Source organism: Pseudomonas sp. PB106, assembly GCF_009764645.1.
In the GTDB taxonomy this organism is placed as follows: domain Bacteria; phylum Pseudomonadota; class Gammaproteobacteria; order Pseudomonadales; family Pseudomonadaceae; genus Aquipseudomonas.
Genome location: NZ_RWIM01000173.1, coordinates 1 through 20162, shown reverse-complemented (window position 1 = coordinate 20162; position 20162 = coordinate 1). Strand labels below are relative to the sequence as shown.

Sequence of the window (20162 nt, the reverse complement as noted above, 5' to 3'; positions counted from 1 at the left end):
GCGGCGACGAGAGTTCATCCGTAATCATGAAAAGTTCGACACCTTCACACCTGATAACGGCCACTGGTGCGATGCCATTCGACATTGCCGGCCAGCCAGCTCTTGATTCCTCGCAAATAGCGTTTGAGCAGCGGCGATGCGCCCGGCAATACGGCCAGCTCTGCGGCTTCATACAGATGCATGATCTCGTCATGGACAGCGGCGCTTTGCGCCATGGCCTGTTGCGGCGAGCATTGCTGCTCACGCATCAGCAGCAACGGTAAATTGAAATCACCAATCCCGGCCTGCTGTTCCTTCAGCGCCGAAAACAGGTCGTTGGCAATGATCGTGGCGCTGGCAGCCAGTGTCGTCACCCGCCGCACTTGCGGTGCGCTGTAGACATTGGCGGGCAATTCATAGCCACCGACAATGTCGACGAGCGACAGGCATGGGAGGAAACTGTTGACCTGGCGGTGGGCGAGGTACTCCCAGAGCGCCGGCGCGAGGCCTTCGATGCGCCAGGCGGCTTCGGCTGTCATGGTCACGAACATGGCGATGATTTCATGGCGTACGCGTGCGACCTGGGCAGGTTTCGCGAAGGCCTCCACCCGCGCCAGATAGGCCTGCAGTGCGACCAATACCGGATCGCCACACAAGGCCTGTGCCAGACCAGGCCGAAACCGTTCGCTCAAATAAACCGGTTCCAACGCGGCCAGCGCGACGGACAGGCGCGGGCCGACCAGTTTGGGCTCAGACCCGGTTCTCTCATCATCACAGTAGTAATCATCGACGGCGAACAGCGCGGCAACACATTGCGCTGCCAGCAACACACGATCCGGATCCTCCGTGTCGGTATGGCACAGCATGGCGAAGCGCCCAAAGCCCATCGCACGGACTTTTTCGAGTTGGCCCGGAAAGATCCCGACCTGCTCGATCCATGGCATGAGCTGTTCATCCACTGCCTCGGCCAGCGCAGCATCGACCCGAAAGGGAGCAGGGCAGTACAACGGTGGGACGGCCCAGGGCGTAGCTATACGAACAACCGTTCGCGGCGGCGATGAGGGTGCAGCGGTGCGCGCGCGCACTGCCTCGAACCAGCCTCGCACCCCCTCTATCCCGAACTGTTCGAACATCCGCCGAAACCAGACCGTGAAGACGTTGGGCGTCTGCTCGATGCGCTCGGCGATTTGCGGTAGCGCCAGCCACTCCCAGCTTTCGGCTTCATCAGGGTTGGCCACCGGATCGGTCTGACTGATACCAGCAAACACATGATCGAATTCATGCTCGATCAGTTGATCGGACACTTGCTCGTGGTAGAGCATCGAGGCGACTTTGTGCAGCTTGCAGGACATGCCCATTTCTTCCTGCAATCGACGGTTGGCAGCGACTGCCGTCCGTTCGCCCGCGCGAGGATGCCCGCAGCAGGTGTTGGTCCATAAACCGCCGGAATGATATTTGCCCAACGCGCGTTGCTGCATCAGCAGCCGGCCCTGCGGATCGAACAGCAGAATGGAAAACGCCCGATGGCGCAGGCCCTGGTGATGCACTTGCATCTTTGCGGCCACGCCGGTCTGGCGATCCTTGGGTGAGACGAGAATGAGCTGTTCTTCCATGGCATGGCTCCCGAGCGTATTCGCTGGCGGACAGTGCCCAAGCGCAATTGCCTGGTCATCAGGAGTCCTGCGCAGTTGAGCGAAGGTTTGATGAAAACGCGTGTGGCGAATAAAGGCACCTGTCAGACCTGACAGGTCAGCGTGGTTTTCGACGAATGGTCGTCGTGGTTCGAAGGTTGGCGGCAATCTCGGCTGGGTCAGGTATCGGTCGTAAACGAATGAGTCGAACCGCAGGCTGGTGGTCGCGCACCTTCACATTCCACCAACAATTGTGCGCTTTGCGACCTGCAAGCCTTGTGGCGATGGCGCTGATCGAGCGTATGCCGCCGGCCAAGTTGACTGAAGGCCTGACCTGGCTGGTGACGGGATTGAGTATTGGCGTGGCAATTGGTGCGGCGGGCTCCGGCGCGCTGGTCGATGCTTATGGTGCGCGCAGCGGGTTCTGGCTGGCGATTGCGGCTGGCGCTGTAGTGCTGAGCTCGGCAATACAGAGTTACCGCCATCTCAAGTAGGAGCTGCGGCACGCTGCGATCTTTTGATCTTGATCGTTAAAGTCAAAAGATCGCAGCCTCGTTTCACTCGACAGATCCTTCAAAGGTGAGGGGGCGACTGTTTACCAACCCCGTCCCGAATTCACCCAGAAATTCACTGACAGTGAAGTCGACACCGACTCCACCTGATGGAACCAGCCCTCCGGCAAGAACAGCAAATCCCCAGCCTCTAGCGTCACTCGCAAAAACGTCACGTCGCGGGCCTTGGGAAAGCGCTGATAATCCGGCGCCTCCGGGTTGAAATCGCAGCCATCCAATCCACCCTCCGGTGCTGTCGACCACGTGCCTAGCGCCTCGCGATGATGCGGCGCGGCCAGGGTGAAGGTCTTCTGTCCCCAGACCTGCGCGAACAAGTTATCGGTGTCGTCGCGGTGCAGCGGCGTCAGCGTGCCCTTGGGCCCGATCCAGATTCGCGGCGGGATGAATAACGAGGCGTCGAAGTAGGCCGGGTATTTGATCTGTTGCATCAACTGCGCCGGCAGGATGTTGTTGCCCATGTAGGCGGGTGGTTCGCCATTCGTACCTTTGATCGCCGGTTGATCCAGCGAGGCGATGAAGTCGGCCATCGACGTCGAACGAAAATCCCGTTCGGTGGAAAAGGTTTTCTTCACGTAATCACCATGGCGGGTGATGCCTTGCAACTCGGCAAAATGCACCAGCGATTCTTCGCGGCTGAGTTTGAACAGCGGCCAGTCCTGCAGGGCGTCGCGGATGACCACGGGAACGCCGTTGGGCAAGTAACGGCTTTGAAACTCCATCAGTGACATCTCATTGCGTGATCGCCGCTCGACCACGGTTTGCGTCGGCAGGCTGGCGGTAATCTTTTCGCTGAAACGCGGCGGGGTCGGATAACGCTTGTTCATGTCGACCTTTTCCATCCCGCCGCCGCCCTGGCGGGCGTGGTCGATGATTTGCGGCAGCATCGTCGCCAGGCCCATGTTGCCGCCGATTTTCAAGCGCGCGCTGGCGAACAGTTCTTCGACGTTGGCGATGCCGGCCATGATCGCGAGGAAATCGCTCTCGGCGACTTCAATCGTCACATCCGGGCTGGCGTGGCGGCCTGCTTCGGTACGAGTGCCTGCGCCGATTTGCGACCAATAGGCCTGCTGAGGGCCAAAGATGAATTGGAAAATGCCTTCGATACCGACGGCATCTGCGTTGGCGAACAGTTTGCCCAGAATGCTCTGCAGGTCCACGGTGCTTCCTCTTTATTGGTTTTGTCCTGAACAGTTAACGAGAGCTTGCCGGCGGAAATTACAGCGCACGGACTAATTTACACCCGGGCGCAACCGTTCTCTTCTACAGATAACTTTCGAGGAACGCATGGTGACCAAGCTGACCCTGCTGTGCCTGCCGTACTCCGGCGCCAGTGCCATGGTCTACAGTCGTTGGCGGCCGAAAATGCCGCAATGGTTGCACTTGCAACCGGTGGAGTTGCCGGGTCGCGGCGCGCGTTTCGGCGAGCCGCTGCACACCGATATGCGCGTACTGGCGATGCAGTTGGCCAAGGAGCTGCGCCCGGCTCTCAAAGCGCCTTATGCCTTGTTCGGGCACAGCCTGGGCGCGCTGCTGGCCTGCGAGATGGCCCATGCCTTGCGCGCATTGGGTTGCCCGGAGCCTGTGGCGTTGTTCGCCTCGGGAACCGCGGCGCCGACGATGCGGGCCGACTATGATCGGGGTTTTGCCGAGCCCAAGAGCGACGCAGAGTTGATCGACCAGTTGCGCACTCTCAACGGTACCAGCGAAGAGGTGCTGGCCAATCAGGAGCTGATGAGCCTGACTCTGCCGATCCTGCGGGCTGATTTTCAGTTATGCGGCAAATTCCAGCCGGTGCAGCGACCGCAGCTCAGCTGTCCGGTGCATGTGCTCGGTGGCAAGGCTGACCGCGCCACCACCGAGCAACTGATCGGCTGGAGCAAGGAAACCCGTGGCAGTTTCTCGGTGGACATGCTCGCCGGCGGCCATTTCTTCATCCACGAGCACGAAGCCAGAGTACTCAAGGTGATCAAGGATCAGTTGGACGTGCATCACCGCCGGCACGCCATGGTCGCAACGGCCTGAACACTGCGCGGCGCCCTCGTGCAGGAGTTGCCGCAGGCTGCGATCCTTTGATCCTGGGCTTTCAAACAGGATCAAAAGATCGCGGCCTCGTTTCACTCGTCAGCTCCTGCAGGGGTTGTGTTGACGACAGATAACCCTCGTTATGCCTCCCGCCTGATAGTTGTTCTCAATCGCTAATTTTTCCGCTTTGCATTCGTTTTATAGGGACGACGTGCCTTTGTGCTTCCTGCCTACTGATCCGGATGCTAAGAAATGAATGCTGAAGACTCCTTGAAACTCGCTCGCCGGTTTATCGGGTTGCCCCTGGAAAAGCGCCAGATGTTCCTTGCGGCCTTGCACAAGGAGGGCGTTGATTTCGCCCGGTTCCCGATCCCCGAGGGTGTCGAGGCCCCCGACCGGCAGGCGCTGTCCTATGCCCAACAGCGCATGTGGTTTCTCTGGCAGTTGGACCCACAGAGCGGCGCCTACAACCTGCCGGGCGCGGTGCGCCTGACCGGTCGTCTGAGCCTGGCGGCACTCGAGGCCGCGTTCGCCAGCCTGGTAGCGCGTCACGAAACCCTGCGCACAGTGTTCCAGCGCCAGGCCGATGACAGCCTGCTGCAAGTGCCGGCGCATGCGCCGCTGATCATCGAACACGTAAATTTCAGTGCATTGCCGAGTACCGAGCGCGAGCTGGCAGTGGCCGAGGCTGCGCAACAACAATCGCTGCTGCCGTTCGATCTGGCGGTCGGTCCGCTGTTGCGGGTCAAGCTGCTCAAACTCGCCGAGCAAGAACACGTGCTGCTGCTGACCTTGCATCACATCGTTTCTGACGGCTGGTCGATGAACGTACTGATCGACGAATTCATTCGTTGCTATGACGCCCATGAAGCCGGTCAGTCGCCGCAGTTGGCGCCCTTGCCGATCCAGTACAGCGACTATGCGCTGTGGCAGCGCCGCTGGCTCGAAGCCGGTGAGCAGACGCGCCAACTGGAATATTGGCAAGCACAACTGGGCAGCGAGCATCCGGTGCTGGAACTGCCGACCGATCACCCGCGACCGGCAATGCCGAGCAACCAGGGCACCCGTTACGAATTCGCCGTCGACTCGGCACTCGCCGAGCAACTGCGCAGCGCGGCCCAACAACACAACATCACCTTGTTCATGTTGCTGCTCGGCGCCTTCAATGTGCTGTTGCATCGTTATACCGGGCAGTCCGATATACGCGTCGGCGTACCGATCGCCAACCGTAACCGTGGTGAGATCGAAGGCTTGATCGGCTTCTTCGTCAACACCCAAGTGTTCCGCAGCGAACTCGATGGCCAGACCCGCATTGCCGATTTGCTGCGCGCGGTCAAAGAGACCGCGCTCGGCGCCCAGGCTCATCAGGACTTGCCGTTCGAACGACTGGTCGAAGCACTGAAGCTGGAGCGCAGCCTCAGCCATACGCCGCTGTTCCAGGTGATGTACAACCACCAGCCGCAAGTCGCCGACATCAGCACCGTCAGCACCGCCTCCGGCCTGGAGCTGGGGGTAATCGAGTGGCAGGGCCGCACCACTCAGTTCGACTTGACCCTGGATACCTACGAAAAGGCCGGCAAGTTGCACGCCGCGCTGACCTACGCCAACGATCTGTTCGAGCCGCAGACCATCGAGCGCATGGCGCAACACTGGCTCAATCTGCTGCGTGGCATGGTCGAGGACAGCGCGCAGCGCATCGCTGATCTGCCGTTGCTGGAAGCTGCCGAATATCAACGTATCGTTCATGACTGGAACCGCGTTGACGTCGCCCAGGCAGACGCTGCGTGCATCCATCAATTGATCGAACAACAAGTCGCCGCTCAGCCACAGGCGCAGGCCGTGACCTTCGGCGAGCACGCGTTCAGCTACGCCGACATCGATGTGCGGGCCAATCGCCTGGCGCACAAGCTGATCGAATGCGGCGTCGGCCCGGAAGTGCGCGTCGGCGTGGCCATGCAGCGTTCCGAGCAGTTGCTGGTGGCGCTGTTGGCCGTACTCAAGGCAGGCGGTGCTTACGTGCCGCTGGATCCTGATTACCCGGCCGACCGCGTGGCCTACATGCTTGAAGACAGCCGCGCGAGGGTGCTGTTGACCGAGCGGGCCGTGGCCGCCAACCTCAGCGTCGGTGCCGGCACGCAGGTGTTGTTGCTCGACGACATCGACGCGCAACTGGCCGCTTTCGCGCACACCGCGCCGGTCACCGCCGTTACTGCGGACAACCTTGCCTACGTGATCTACACCTCCGGTTCGACCGGCAAGCCGAAAGGCGTAGCCATCGCGCACCGCAACGTACAGGCGCTCATTGAATGGTCGCGCAGCGTCTACAGCCGCGACGATATTCAAGGGGTGCTGGCCTCGACCTCGGTGTGCTTCGACCTGTCGGTGTGGGAGTTGTTTGTCACCCTGGCCAACGGGGGCTCGCTGGTGATTGCGCGCAATGCGCTTGAGTTGCCACAACTGCCGGCGCGTGATCAAGTTCGCCTGATCAACACCGTGCCATCGGCGATCAATGCCTTGCAGCGTGACAACGCCATCCCGGCCAGCGTGCGGATCATCAATCTGGCGGGTGAGCCGCTGAAACAGAGCCTCGTCGAGGCGCTGTACCAGCAGGCCAGTGTCGAACATGTCTACGACCTGTACGGCCCGTCGGAAGATACCACTTACTCCACCTGGACCCGCCGTGAAGCGGGTGGCGCAGCCAATATTGGCCGGCCATTGACCGGCACCACCAGCTACCTTCTCGACGCGGATCTGCAACCGGTGCCACAAGGCGTTGCCGCCGAGTTGTATCTGGCCGGCGCGGGTATCACTCGCGGTTATCTGGGACGTGCGGCGATGACCGCCGAGAAGTATGTGCCAAATCCGTTCGCCGGCAACGGTGAGCGCCTGTATCGCACCGGCGACCTGACTCGCTACCAGATCGATGGCGCATTGCGATACGTCGGGCGTATCGACCATCAGGTTAAAGTGCGCGGTTTCCGTATTGAACTCGGCGAAATCGAAGCACGCCTGTTGCAGCAAGATGAAGTCCGCGAGCTGGCGGTGCTGGCACAGGAAGGCGCCAGCGGTCAGCAACTGGTGGCGTACATTGTGCCGAGTGACGTCAGCGTGCTGGCGGCCGACGCCGATGCCCAGGCGAGCCTGCGCGAAACGCTGAAAGCGGCACTGCGTCAGCATCTGCCCGATTACATGGTGCCGGCGTACCTGCTGTTCCTTGAGCAGTTGCCGCTGACCCCTAACGGTAAACTCGATCGCAAGGCCTTGCCGGCGGTCGATGGCAGCCAGCAGCAGCGCGAACACGTTGCGCCGCGCAGCGCCATGGAAAAGGCCTTGGCGGCGATCTGGCAGGACGTGTTGTCGATTGATAACGTCGGCCTCGAAGACAACTTCTTCGAACTGGGCGGCGACTCCATCGTCTCGATGCAAGTGGTCAGCCGCGCACGTCAGGCCGGGATCGTGCTCAGCCCCAAAGAACTGTTCCAGTACCAGACCGTCCGTAGCCTGGCGCAAGTCGCCCGACGGGGTGAACAGAACCTCATCGATCAAGGCCCTGCCGTCGGCGCGGTGGCGTTGGCACCGGTGCAACAGTGGTTCTTCGAACAAGCCATCCCGCAGCGTCAGCACTGGAACCAGTCGTTGCTGCTGCAACCGCAGCAAGCCATCGATGCGTCGGCGCTGGATCGCGCACTGAAGCAATTGCTCAGTCATCACGACGGTCTGCGTCTGCGTTTCGAGCATCAGGCCGATGGCTGGCAGCAGGCATACGCAGCTGTTTCCGAGCAGTCGGTGCTGTGGCAGCGCGATGCGCAGTCGCTTGAACAACTCAATGCGCTGTGTGATGAAGCGCAGCGCAGTCTGGATCTGAGCAATGGGCCATTGTTGCGCGCATTGCTGGTGAGCCTGGCTGACGGCACTCAACGTGTGTTGCTGGTGGCCCATCACTTGGTCATCGACGGTGTGTCGTGGCGCGTGTTGCTGGAAGATCTGCAGCAGGCGTACACCGACACTGTGAAGGGCTCGGTGGCGACGTTGCCGGGCAAGACCAGTTCGTACCAGCACTGGGTCGCACGCTTGCAGGAATATCTGCCAGCCTTCACTGAAAGCCTTGATTACTGGCAGGCGCAACTGCGCGATACGGCGGGTGGCGAGTTGCCGTGCGAGCGTCCGGAGGGCGCCCTGGAAAACCGCTTCGAGCAAAAAATCGAGCTGAAACTCGACGCCGAACAAACCCGCAAACTACTGCAGCAGGCGCCAGCGGCGTATCGCACTCAGGTCAACGATCTGCTGCTGACCGCGCTCGCCCGCGTGGTGTGTCGCTGGAGCGGCCAGGCCAGCACCCTGATTCAACTGGAAGGGCACGGCCGTGAAGACCTGTTCGCCGACATCGACCTGACCCGCACGCTTGGCTGGTTCACCAGCCTGTTCCCGGTCAACCTGATGCCGACGGACAGCCTCGGCGCGTCGATCAAAGCCATCAAGGAACAACTGCGCGCCGTACCGCATAAAGGCTTGAGCTATGGTGCCCTGCGTTACCTTGGCGATGCAGCGACTGCCGCGACATTGGCGGGCGAGGCGAAGCCGCGTATCACCTTCAACTACCTCGGTCAGTTCGACCGTCAATTCGATGAGTCGGCATTGTTCGTGCCGTCCAGCGAAGGCAGCGGCGCGGCGCAGGACGCGTCGGCGCCACTGGCCAACTGGTTGACTGTCGAAGGGCAGGTGTACGGTGGCGAGCTGTCGATGAATTGGGGTTTCAGCAGCCAGATGTTCGACGCGGCGACCGTGCAGCAACTGGCTGACCACTATGCCAGCGAACTCAACGCCCTGATTGACCACTGCTGCGCGTTGCAAGTGCCGCAAGCGACGCCGTCGGACTTCCCGCTGGCCCAGATTACTCAGGCGCAACTCGATGGTTTGCCGGTTCCGGCCGGTCAGCTCGACGATCTTTATCCGCTGTCGCCGATGCAGCAGGGCTTGCTGTTCCACACCCTGTACGAGCAAGCGGCAGGTGAGTACATCAACCAGTTGCGCGTCGACGTACAGGGCATCGACCCGCAACGTTTCCGTGATGCCTGGCAAGCCACTGTCGATGCCCAGGACATTCTGCGCAGCGGTTTTGTCTGGCAGGGTGAGCTGGCGCAACCACTGCAGATCGTCCACAAACACGTGCAGTTGCCGTTTACCGCACTCGACTGGCGCGAGCGTGACGATCAACCGCAAGCTCTCGCAGCGCTGGCTGAGGCCGAGCGTCAGCAGGGCTTTGATCTGACCTGTGCACCGTTGCTGCGTCTGGTGCTGGTGCAGACCGGTGCCGAGCAATGGCACCTGATTTACACCCATCACCACATCCTCATGGACGGCTGGAGCAACTCGCAGTTGCTCGGCGAAGTGTTGCAGCGCTACAGCGGCCGCATTCCTGCCAATGCCGGTGGGCGTTATCGTGATTACATTGGCTGGCTGCAACTCCAGGACGGGCAACTGAGCCACGACTTCTGGAACGCACAACTGGCCGCACTGCAAGAGCCGACCCGACTGGCTCGCGTGGCCTCGGGCAGCGACAGCCAGAGCGGTCACGCTGATCACTTCGTGACCCTCGACGTGCCGCGCACCCAGGCGCTGGAAGCGTTTGCCCGTCAGCAGAAAGTCACCGTCAACACCTTGGTGCAAGCGGCATGGCTGCTGTTGCTGCAACGCTACACCGGCCATGAAACCGTGGCGTTCGGCGCGACCGTGGCCGGGCGTCCGGCGGACCTGCCGGGCATCGAGCAGCAGGTCGGTCTGTTCATCAACACCTTGCCGGTGATCGGCGCACCGCGTCCGGATCAATCTGTCGGCCAATGGCTGCAAGCGGTGCAGGCGCAAAACCTCAGCCTGCGCGATTTCGAGCACACGCCGCTGGCGGACATTCAGCGTTGGGCCGGGCAGGGCGGTGAAGCGCTGTTCGACAACATTCTGGTGTTCGAGAACTATCCGATTGCCCAGGCCCTGCAACAAGGTGCCGAGCAAGGCGTGGTGTTTGGTGACGTCAGCAACCTTGAGCAGACGCACTATGCGTTGAGCGTCGCCGTGACCCTCGGCCAGCAACTGGCGTTGCACTACAGCTTCGACCGTGGCCACTTCGCCCATGCCGCCATCGAAGGCATCAGCGCTCACTTGCTGCAATTGCTCGAACAGTTTGCCGTCTCGGCGGAACGCCACCTCGGCGAAATCGCCCTGGCCAGCGCGGATGAGCATGCGCGTCAACAAGCGCAAAACCACCCGCAACCGTACCCGACCGACATCAGCGTGCATCAGCGCATCGCTGCATTGACAGGCGAACGTGCGCAGCGCACAGCAGTGATTTTCAACGGTCAGCACTTCAGTTACGGCGAGATCGATCAGCGCGCCAACCAACTGGCTCACGCATTGATTGCCCGTGGCGTCGGCGCGGAAACCCGCGTCGGCGTGGCGTTGCCGCGTAGCGAGGCGGTGATCGTCGCGCTGCTGGCCGTGCTCAAGGCGGGCGGTGCCTACGTGCCGCTGGACACCAGTTATCCGCGTGAGCGCCTGGCTTACCTGATTGAAGATTCCGGGCTGGCACTGCTGATCAGTGATTCTTCGGTGTCGGCGCAGTTGCCGGTCGATGAGTCGGTGCCGTTGCTGGAACTCGACCGCCTCGATCTGCGTGAATTGCCGATCAAGGCGCCGCAGGTGCACATCGACCCGCACAACCTTGCCTACGTGATCTATACCTCCGGTTCCACCGGTAACCCCAAAGGCGTCAGCGTCGCCCACGGCCCATTGGCGATGCACTGCCAGGCCATCGGTGAACGTTATGAAATGCGCGACAGCGACTGCGAGTTCCACTTCATGTCGTTCGCCTTCGACGGTGCCCACGAACGCTGGTTGACCAGCCTGACGCATGGCGCGTCGCTGCTGATTCGCGACGACAGCCTGTGGACGCCGGAGCAGACCTACAATGCCATGCGCGAGCACGGCGTGACGGTTGTGGCGTTCCCGCCGGTGTACCTGCAACAACTGGCCGAACACGCCGAGCGTGAAGGCAACCCGCCGAAAGTGCGCATCTATTGCTTCGGCGGTGATGCGGTGCCGAATGCGAGTTTCGAGCGAGTCAAACGTGCGCTCGATCCGGACTACATCATCAACGGTTATGGCCCGACCGAAACCGTGGTCACGCCGCTGATCTGGAAGGCCGGACGCGAAGTACCGTGCGGTGCCGCCTACGCGCCAATCGGCAGCCGTATCGGTGATCGCAGCGCGTACGTGCTCGACGCCGACTTGAACCTTTTGCCACAAGGCATGGCCGGTGAGTTGTACCTGGGCGGCAGCGGTCTGGCGCGGGGGTATCTGAACCGTCCGGGGCTGACGGCCGAGCGTTTTGTCGCCGACCCGTTCAGCGCTGCGGGCGGCTTGCTCTATCGCACCGGCGACCTGGTGCGACAGCGCGCCGACGGTACGTTCGACTATCTGGATCGCATCGACAACCAGGTGAAAATTCGCGGCTTCCGCATCGAGTTGGGCGAAGTCGAAGCGGCCCTGCAAGCCCTTGACGGTGTGCGTGAAGCGGTGGTGGTGGCGCAGGAAGGCAGTGCCGGCAGCGGCAAGCGTCTGGTCGCCTATGTGGTAGGCGATTCGGCCCGTACCGACTTCACCGAAGACCTGCGCGAGCAGCTCAAGGCGTCGCTGCCCGGGCACATGGTGCCGGCGTATGTGCTGTGTCTGGAGCGCATGCCGCTGACGCCGAACGGCAAACTGGATCGCAAGAACCTGCCTAAACCGGATGTCAGCCAACTGCAGCCGGCCTATGTCGCCCCGCAAACGACGCTGGAGCAACAACTGGCGACGATCTGGCAAGACGTGCTCAAACTGGAGCAGGTTGGCGCGAGCGACAACTTCTTCGAGTTGGGCGGCGATTCGATCATTTCCATTCAAGTGGTCAGCCGTGCGCGGCAGGCCGGCATTCGCTTCACGCCCAAAGACCTGTTCCAGCACCAGACCATTGCGGCGCTGGCCACGGTCGCCCGGGTTGGCGAGCATGTGCAGGCAATTGATCAAGGGCCGGTGACGGGTGAACTGGCGCTGTTGCCGGTGCAGCAGGCGTTCTTCGCGCAGGCGATCCCCGAGCGTCAGCACTGGAACCAGGCGGTGATGCTCAAGCCAACGCAGCCTTTGCAAGCCGAGGCGCTGGAACAGGCCTTGGCGGCTCTGGTCGCCCATCACGATGGTTTGCGCCTGAGCTTCGTCGAGCAGGCCGATGGCTGGCACGCTGAATATCGCGGCCTTGCCAGTCAAAACAATCAGTTGCTGTGGCATGTCGATGTGGCTGATGCGACTGCGCTCGAAGCGGTGGCCAACCAGGCACAACGCAGCCTCGACCTGCAGGACGGACCGCTGCTGCGTGCGGTGCTGGCGAATCTCGCCGATGGCACTCAGCGCCTGTTGCTGGCGATCCATCACCTGGTGGTGGACGGCGTGTCGTGGCGAATTCTGTTCGACGATCTGCAACTGGCTTACCGCCAGATCGCCGCTGGCGAGCCGCTGCAACTGCCGGCGAAAACCAGCGCCGCCAAGGCCTGGGCCGAGCACCTGCAACAGCGTGCCCGCAGCGCTGAAATGCGCACCGAACTGGCGTACTGGCAAGACCAGTTGCAGGGCGTCGATGTGGCTTTGCCGCTGGACAATGCCGACGGCGGCCTGCAAAACAAACAGGCGCGCACAGTACGCACCCGCCTGAACAAAACCCTGACCCGGCAATTGCTGCAAGACGCGCCGGTGGCTTATCGCACCCAAGTCAATGATCTGCTGCTGACTGCACTGGCCCGCGTCATGGTGCGCTGGACCGGGACTGACAGCGCGCTGATTCAACTCGAAGGCCACGGTCGTGAAGAGCTGTTCGACGGCGTCGATCTGACCCGCACGGTGGGTTGGTTCACCAGCCTGTACCCGGCAAAACTGACCCCGGTCGCCGACCTCGGCGGCTCGCTGAAACAGATCAAGGAACAACTGCGCGCTATCCCCGACAAGGGCATTGGTTTTGGCGCACTGGCCTGGCTCGGTGAGGCGGCTGATCGCGCCGCCCTCGCGCAATTGCCGGTGCCGCGCCTGACCTTCAACTACCTCGGTCAATTCGACGGCAGCTTCACCGAAGCGGATGGCGCGCTGTTCGTGCCCTCCAGCGATGCTGCCGGCGATGAGCTGGACGCCGATGCGCCGCTGGCCAACCACCTGGCACTTAACGGTCAGGTGTACGGCGGCGAATTGAATCTGGGCTGGACGTTCAGCCACGAAATGTTCAACGAGGCGACCATTCAAGGGCTGGCCGACGATTACGCGCAGGAGCTGCAAGCGCTGATCGACCATTGCTGCCAGGCCGGCAACCATGGTGTGACGCCGTCGGACTTCCCGCTGGCGCGCTTGAGCCAGGCACAGCTGGATGGCCTGCCGCTGGCCGCGCAACTGATCGACGATGTCTATCCGTTGTCGCCGATGCAGCAAGGCATGCTGTTCCATGCGGTCTACGAAGAATCCACCGGCAATTACATCAACCAGATGCGTCTGGACGTCGAAGGCCTTGATCCGGAGCGCTTCCATCAGGCCTGGCAAGCGGCCGTGGAGGCTCATGACATTCTGCGCACGCGGTTTGTCTGGCAGGGCGAGCTGGATGCGCCGGTGCAAGTGGTCAGCAAGCACGCAACGATGCCTTACAGCCTGCACGACTGGCGCGCGCAACCGCAGCTCGAACAGTCCTTGCAAACCCTGGCCGACGCCGAGCGGCAGAGCCTGGACCTGAATGCGTCGAGCCTGTTGCGTCTGGTGATTGTGCGCATCGATGATCAGCGCCATCACCTGATCTACACCAACCACCACATCCTCATGGACGGCTGGAGCAACTCGCAATTGCTCGGCGAAGTACTGCAACGCTACAGCGCTCGCTTCAGCGCCACGCAGGGCGGTCGTTACCGCGACTACATCGGCTGGTTGCAACGTCAGGATGCCTCGGCCAGCGAAGCCTTCTGGCTGCCGGCCCTGCGCTCGCTCGACGAGCCAACCCGTCTGGCTCACGCCATCGCCCGGCCAAAAAATGCTCCGGCCATTGCGGGTTACGGCGACCATTATCGAGTGCTGGATGCTGTGCAGACCGCGCGTCTGGGCGAGTTTGCCCGTGCATCGAAAGTCACCGTCAACACGCTGGTGCAGGCGGCGTGGCTGCTGTTGCTGCAACGCTACACGGGCAAGGCCAGTGTTGCCTTTGGTGCCACAGTCGCCGGGCGTCCGGCGGACTTGCCGGGTGTCGAGCAACAGATCGGCCTGTTCATCAACACCTTGCCGGTGATCGCCAGCCCGCGTCCGGAACAGACCCTCGACAGCTGGTTGCAAGCGGTGCAGGCACAGAACCTCGCGCTGCGTGAGTTCGAGCACACCGCGCTGTTCGACATTCAGCGTTGGGCCGGGCAGGGTGGCGAAGCGCTGTTTGACAACATTCTTGTGTTCGAGAACTACCCGATTGCTCAGGCACTGGAGCAGGGAGCACCGCAAGGCCTGCGTTTCGGCCCGGTGGCCAACCATGAGCAGACCAACTACCCGCTGACCCTCGGTGTGAGCCTGGAAGCCACGCTGCAAGTGCACTATAGCTTTGACCGCGAGCATTTTGCCGACGCCACCGTCGAGCAACTGGCGGCGCAGTTGAGTCACCTGCTGACGCAAATGGCCGACGGTGCAGATCAGCGCTGCCTCGGCGAGCTGCAACTGCTCGACCGTGCCGCACGGGATCTGGCGCTCAACGATTGGGGGCATTGCGCCGGGCACTACCCGAGCGCGCTCAACGTGCATCAGTTGTTCGAGCAGCAGGTGCAACGCGCGCCGGATCAGGTCGCGCTGTACTTCGCCGAACAGCGCCTGACCTACGCCGAACTCAACCAGCAGGCCAATCGCCTGGCCCACACCCTGCGTCAGCGCGGGGTCGGCCCGGATGTGCTGGTGGGGATCGCCGTCGAGCGTTCGCTGGACATGATCGTCAGCTTGCTCGCGGTGCTCAAGGCCGGTGGCGCATATGTGCCGCTGGACCCGCAATACCCGACGGATCGCCTGACCTGCATGATCGAAGACAGCGGCCTGCTGCTGTTGCTCAGCCAGAGCCATCTGCTGGAGCGCTTGCCGCAGGTCGACGGCGTTGAAGTGTTGTGTGTGGATCGTCAACCGGCCCAGGCGCTCAGCGCTGATCTGCCGAACCTGACCCTCGCCGATAACCTCGCGTATGTAATGTTCACCTCCGGCTCTACCGGACGTCCGAAGGGCGTCGGGATCAATCAGGCGTCGCTGACCAAGCACGCTTACGTGACCCTCGACCTGATGGCTTTGAGCGCCGAGGATTGCGTTCTGCAATTCTCCACGTTCAACTTCGACGGTTTCGTCGAGCAGCTTTACCCGGCGCTGATCTGCGGCGCCTCGGTGGTACTGCGCGGCACGGAAATCTGGGACAGCGAAACCCTCTACCGCGAGATGCTCGACAAGCGCATCAGCGTGATCGACCTGACCACCGCCTACTGGGGCATGCTGGCCAAGGACTTCGCTGAAGTCGGCCCGCGTGATTACGGCGTGCTGCGTCAGGTGCATGCCGGTGGTGAAGCGATGCCACCGGAAGGCATGGCGGCCTGGAACAAGGCCGGTCTGGCCCAAGTGCGTCTGCTCAATACCTACGGCCCGACCGAAGCCACGGTGACCGCGACCTCGCTTGATTGTGGTGACTACGTGACCGGCGCCGAGCCTACGCCGGCGACCTTGCCGATCGGTTCGGCGCTGCCGGGGCGTTCGATCTACCTGCTGGACATCGCCGGGCAACCGGTGCCGGTCGGCGCGGTGGGTGAACTGATGATCGGTGGTGAGTTGCTGGCGCGGGGTTACTTCAACCGTCCGGACCTGAGTGCCGAGCGCTTCATGCCCGATCCGTTCTCGGCGCAGCCGGGTGCGCGCCTGTACCGTACCGGTGACCTCGCACGTTTCCGGGCCGACGGGGTGATCGAGTACATCGGTCGCGTCGACCATCAAGTGAAAATTCGCGGTTTCCGTATCGAACTGGGTGAAATCGAGGCGCGTCTGCTCGACGCCGACCGCGTGCGCGAAACCCTGGTGATGGCGGTGGCCGGACCGAGCGGTCAGCAACTGGTGGCCTACGTGGTGCCGAGCGCAGCCGAAGAGGTCATGGCCGACAACGACCTGCAAGGCGAATTGCGCCGCGAGTTGCGCGAGCAATTGCAGCAGACCCTGCCGGATTACATGGTGCCGACGCACCTGTTATTCCTGGCGAAGATGCCGTTGTCGCCCAACGGTAAACTGGACCGTCACGCGTTGCCGAAACCCGATGCGGCGCTGGCGCAACAGGATTACCTCGCTGCCGGCAATGCCACTGAACAGAAACTGGTCGATATCTGGCAAGCGGTGCTGGGGCTGGCGCAAGTCGGTGTCACCGACAACTTCTTTGAATTGGGCGGTGACTCCATCGTTTCGATTCAAGTGGTCAGCCGCGCACGTCAGGCCGGCATTCATTTCAGCCCGAAAGACCTGTTCCAGCACCAGACCGTGCAAGGTCTGGCCACGGTAGCGCGGATGGGTGAAGGCGGCGTTGTCATCGACCAGAAACCGGTCGTTGGTGCGTCACCACTGCTGCCGGCGCAGTTACAGTTCTTTGAAGAGGAGGTCGCCGAGCCCCATCACTGGAACCAGTCGGTATTGCTCAAGACCTCTCGTACGCTGGATGCAGCGCACCTGAAGGCGGCGCTTAACGCGCTGATCGAGCATCACGACGCACTGCGTCTGTCGTTCGCCCATGTGGACGGTCAGTGGCTGGCCGAGCATCAAGCCGTGGGCGCGCCAGCGCAGGATTTGCTGTGGCAGAGCAACGTGGCCGATGCCGCCGAACTCGAAGCGCTGGGGCTCGAAGCGCAACGCAGTCTGGCCCTTGGTGGACCGTTGCTGCGCGCAGTATTGGCAACCCTGGCCGACGGCACTCAGCGTGTGTTGCTGGTGATCCATCACTTGGTGGTCGACGGTGTGTCGTGGCGCATCCTGCTGGAAGACCTGCAAGGACTCTACCAGCAAATCAGCAGCGGCCAGATCGCCAAGCTGCCGGCCAAGACCAGTGCATTCAAGGCCTGGGCCGAGCACCTGCACGCTTATGCCGCCAGCGAAACCCTGTTGGCCGAACAACCGTACTGGCTCGCTCAACTGCACGACGTGTCCAGCCAGTTGCCGGTGGATCACGCCGATGGCAACTTGCAGAGCCGTTATGAATTCACGGTACAAACCCGTCTCGACGCCGAGCTGACCCGTCAATTGCTGCAAGACGCTCCAGCGGCCTACCGCACCCAGGTCAACGATCTGTTGCTGACGGCACTGGCCCGCGTCATCAGCCGTTGGACTGGCCAGGCTTCGACGCTGATTCAACTCGAAGGCCACGGCCGCGAAGACCTCTTCGCCGATATCGATTTGAGCCGCAGCGTCGGCTGGTTCACCAGCCTGTTCCCGGTCAAGCTGACCGCCAGTGCCGAGCTGGATGCATCACTCAAGGCCATCAAGGAGCAACTGCGGGCGATTCCGCACAAGGGCATCGGCTTCGGCGTGTTGCGTTACTTGGGCAATGACGCGGTGCGCGGTGCGCTGCAAGCGCTGGCGCAACCGGCGATCACCTTCAACTACCTCGGTCAGTTCGACAGCAGCTTCGACGAAGGTCAGGCGACATTGTTCTCGCCCTCCAGCGAAGCCCGTGGCGCCGAACAAAGCCTCGACGCCTTGCTCAGCAGCGCGTTGACCCTCAACGGTGGCATTTACGGGGGCGAGTTCAGCCTCGGCTGGACCTTCAGCGAACGCATGTTCAAACGCAGCACCGTGCAGGCCCTGGCCGATGATTACGCGCAGGAACTGGCGGCGCTGATCGAACATTGCTGCCGCACCGACGTGCACGGCGTGACGCCGTCGGACTTCCCGCTGGCGCCGCTGAGCCAGGCGCAACTCGATGCCCTGACACTGCCAGCGGCTTTGATCGAAGACATCTACCCGCTGTCGCCAATGCAGCAGGGCATGCTGTTCCACACCCTCTACGAAGAGGAGGCGGGCGACTACATCAACCAGACCCGTGCCGATGTCGCGGGGCTGGATGTCGAGCGTTTCCGCGCGGCGTGGCAGGCAGCCTTGCAGGCCCACGACGTACTGCGCAGTGGTTTCCTCTGGCAGGGCGAGCGCCCGGTACAAGTGGTGCACAAACAGGTTGAACTGCCATTCAGCGTGCAGGACTGGCGTGGTCGTCGTGATTATCAGGCCGATCTCGACGCACTGGCGGCGCAAGAGCGCAAACGGGGCTTCGAACTGACCGCCGCACCGTTGCTGCGCCTGACGCTGGTGCGGGTCGAGGACGATCGCTATCACCTGATCTACACCAACCATCACATTCTGATGGACGGCTGGGGCAACTCGCAGTTGATGGGTGAAGTGCTGCACCGCTACAGCGGCCAGCCGCTGGCGCCATCGGTGGGTCGTTATCGCGATTACATCGCCTGGCTGCAACGCCAGGACGCGGTGGTCAGTGAAACCTTCTGGAAAGCCCAACTGGCCGATCTGCAAGAGCCGACCCGCCTGACCCAGGCCATCGCGCGTCGCGATGACCTGATCGAGCTGTTCGGTTACGCCGATCATCAACGGGTGATGAATGCGGCCGCCACCCAACAGTTGGCCGAGTTTGCCCGCCAGCAGAAAGTCACTCTCAACACCTTGGTGCAAGCCGCGTGGCTGTTGCTGTTGCAACGCTACAGCGGTCAGCACACCGTGGCGTTCGGTGCCACCGTGGCGGGGCGTCCGGCGGATCTGCAAGGCATCGAGCAACAGATCGGTCTGTTCATCAACACGCTGCCGGTGATCGGCCGCCCACGCGATGAACAGAGCGTTGGCCAGTGGCTGCACACCGTGCAGACGCAGAACCTCAGCCTGCGCGAGCACGAACACACGCCGCTGTTCGAGATTCAGCGCTGGGCCGGCAAGGGCGGCGATGCCTTGTTCGACAGCATTCTGGTGTTCGAGAACTACCCGGTATCGGAGGCCATGCAGCAAGGTGCGCCGGCCGGATTGCGCTTCACCGACGTGACTAACCATGAACAGACCAACTACCCGTTGACCTTGGCCGTGAGCATGGGCGAGACACTGTCGCTGCACTTCAGTTATGGCCGTGCGCACTTTGCCGAGGCCGACATCGCCCGCCTCGGCGAGCACTTGCATAACCTGCTGAAACAGATGATGCACAACGCCGGGCTGGCCTTGGGGCAACTGCAATTGCTCGGCCACGAGGAGCAACAGCAGCAGGTCGCAGACTGGAACGCTACGGCTACCGAATATCCGCTGGAGCGCAGCGTGCATGCGCTGATCGAAGATCAGGTACGCGCCACCCCGGATGCCTGCGCTCTGGTGTTCGGCGAGCAACGCCTGAGTTACGCCCAGCTCAACGCCCGCGCCAACCAGTTGGCCGCGGTGCTGATCGAACACGGTGTCGGCCCGGAAGTGCTGGTCGGCATCTCGGTCGAGCGTTCGCTGGAAATGGTCATCGGCCTGCTGGCGATCCTCAAGGCTGGCGGTGCGTATCTGCCGCTGGACCCGGAATACCCGCAGGATCGTCTGGCCTACATGTTCGACGACAGCGGCATCGCTTTGCTGCTGACGCAGAGCCATTTACTGGCGCAACTGCCGGTGCCGAATGGCCTGCGCAGTCTGGTCCTGGATCAGGACGGCGACTGGCTGCAAGGGCGCAGCGAAGCCAATCCTGAGCTGCACATCGATCCGGAAAACCTGGCCTACGTGATCTACACCTCCGGTTCCACCGGCAAACCGAAAGGCGCGGGCAACCGCCACTCGGCGCTGGTCAACCGCTTGTGCTGGATGCAACAGGCTTATCAACTGACGGCTGACGACAAGGTTCTGC

At 62.1% G+C, this 20162-nt stretch carries 4 protein-coding genes and 1 pseudogene; 3 read left to right on the top strand and 2 right to left on the bottom strand.

What is annotated here, in order from left to right; all coding sequences use genetic code 11:
- Window positions 1–44 precede the first annotated feature (44 nt).
- Window positions 45–1778 carry a family 2 encapsulin nanocompartment cargo protein terpene cyclase gene (locus EJA71_RS22245; RefSeq protein WP_256671781.1) on the bottom strand — a complete coding sequence of 578 codons (1734 nt, stop codon included), beginning with the start codon at window positions 1776–1778 and terminating at the stop codon, window positions 45–47.
- A gap of 98 nt (window positions 1779–1876) precedes the next feature.
- Here EJA71_RS22245 and EJA71_RS22240 point away from each other — a divergent pair.
- Window positions 1877–2104 (top strand): annotated as a pseudogene (locus tag EJA71_RS22240) (MFS transporter); the annotation flags it as partial.
- Between the two features lie 101 nt (window positions 2105–2205).
- Here EJA71_RS22240 and EJA71_RS22235 read toward each other — a convergent pair.
- Window positions 2206–3339 (bottom strand): cupin-like domain-containing protein, encoded by a 1134-nt coding sequence (locus EJA71_RS22235; RefSeq protein ID WP_158959678.1) that lies wholly within the window; start codon window positions 3337–3339, stop codon window positions 2206–2208.
- Between the two features lie 127 nt (window positions 3340–3466).
- Between EJA71_RS22235 and EJA71_RS22230 the strand changes: the two genes are divergently transcribed.
- Window positions 3467–4204, top strand: coding sequence for a thioesterase II family protein (locus EJA71_RS22230; RefSeq protein WP_158959677.1), 738 nt, complete (start codon window positions 3467–3469; stop codon window positions 4202–4204).
- Window positions 4205–4456: 252 nt separating this feature from the next.
- Window positions 4457–20162 (top strand): non-ribosomal peptide synthase/polyketide synthase (locus tag EJA71_RS22225; RefSeq protein WP_158959676.1); only part of this gene is annotated, 15706 nt, incomplete at its 3' end.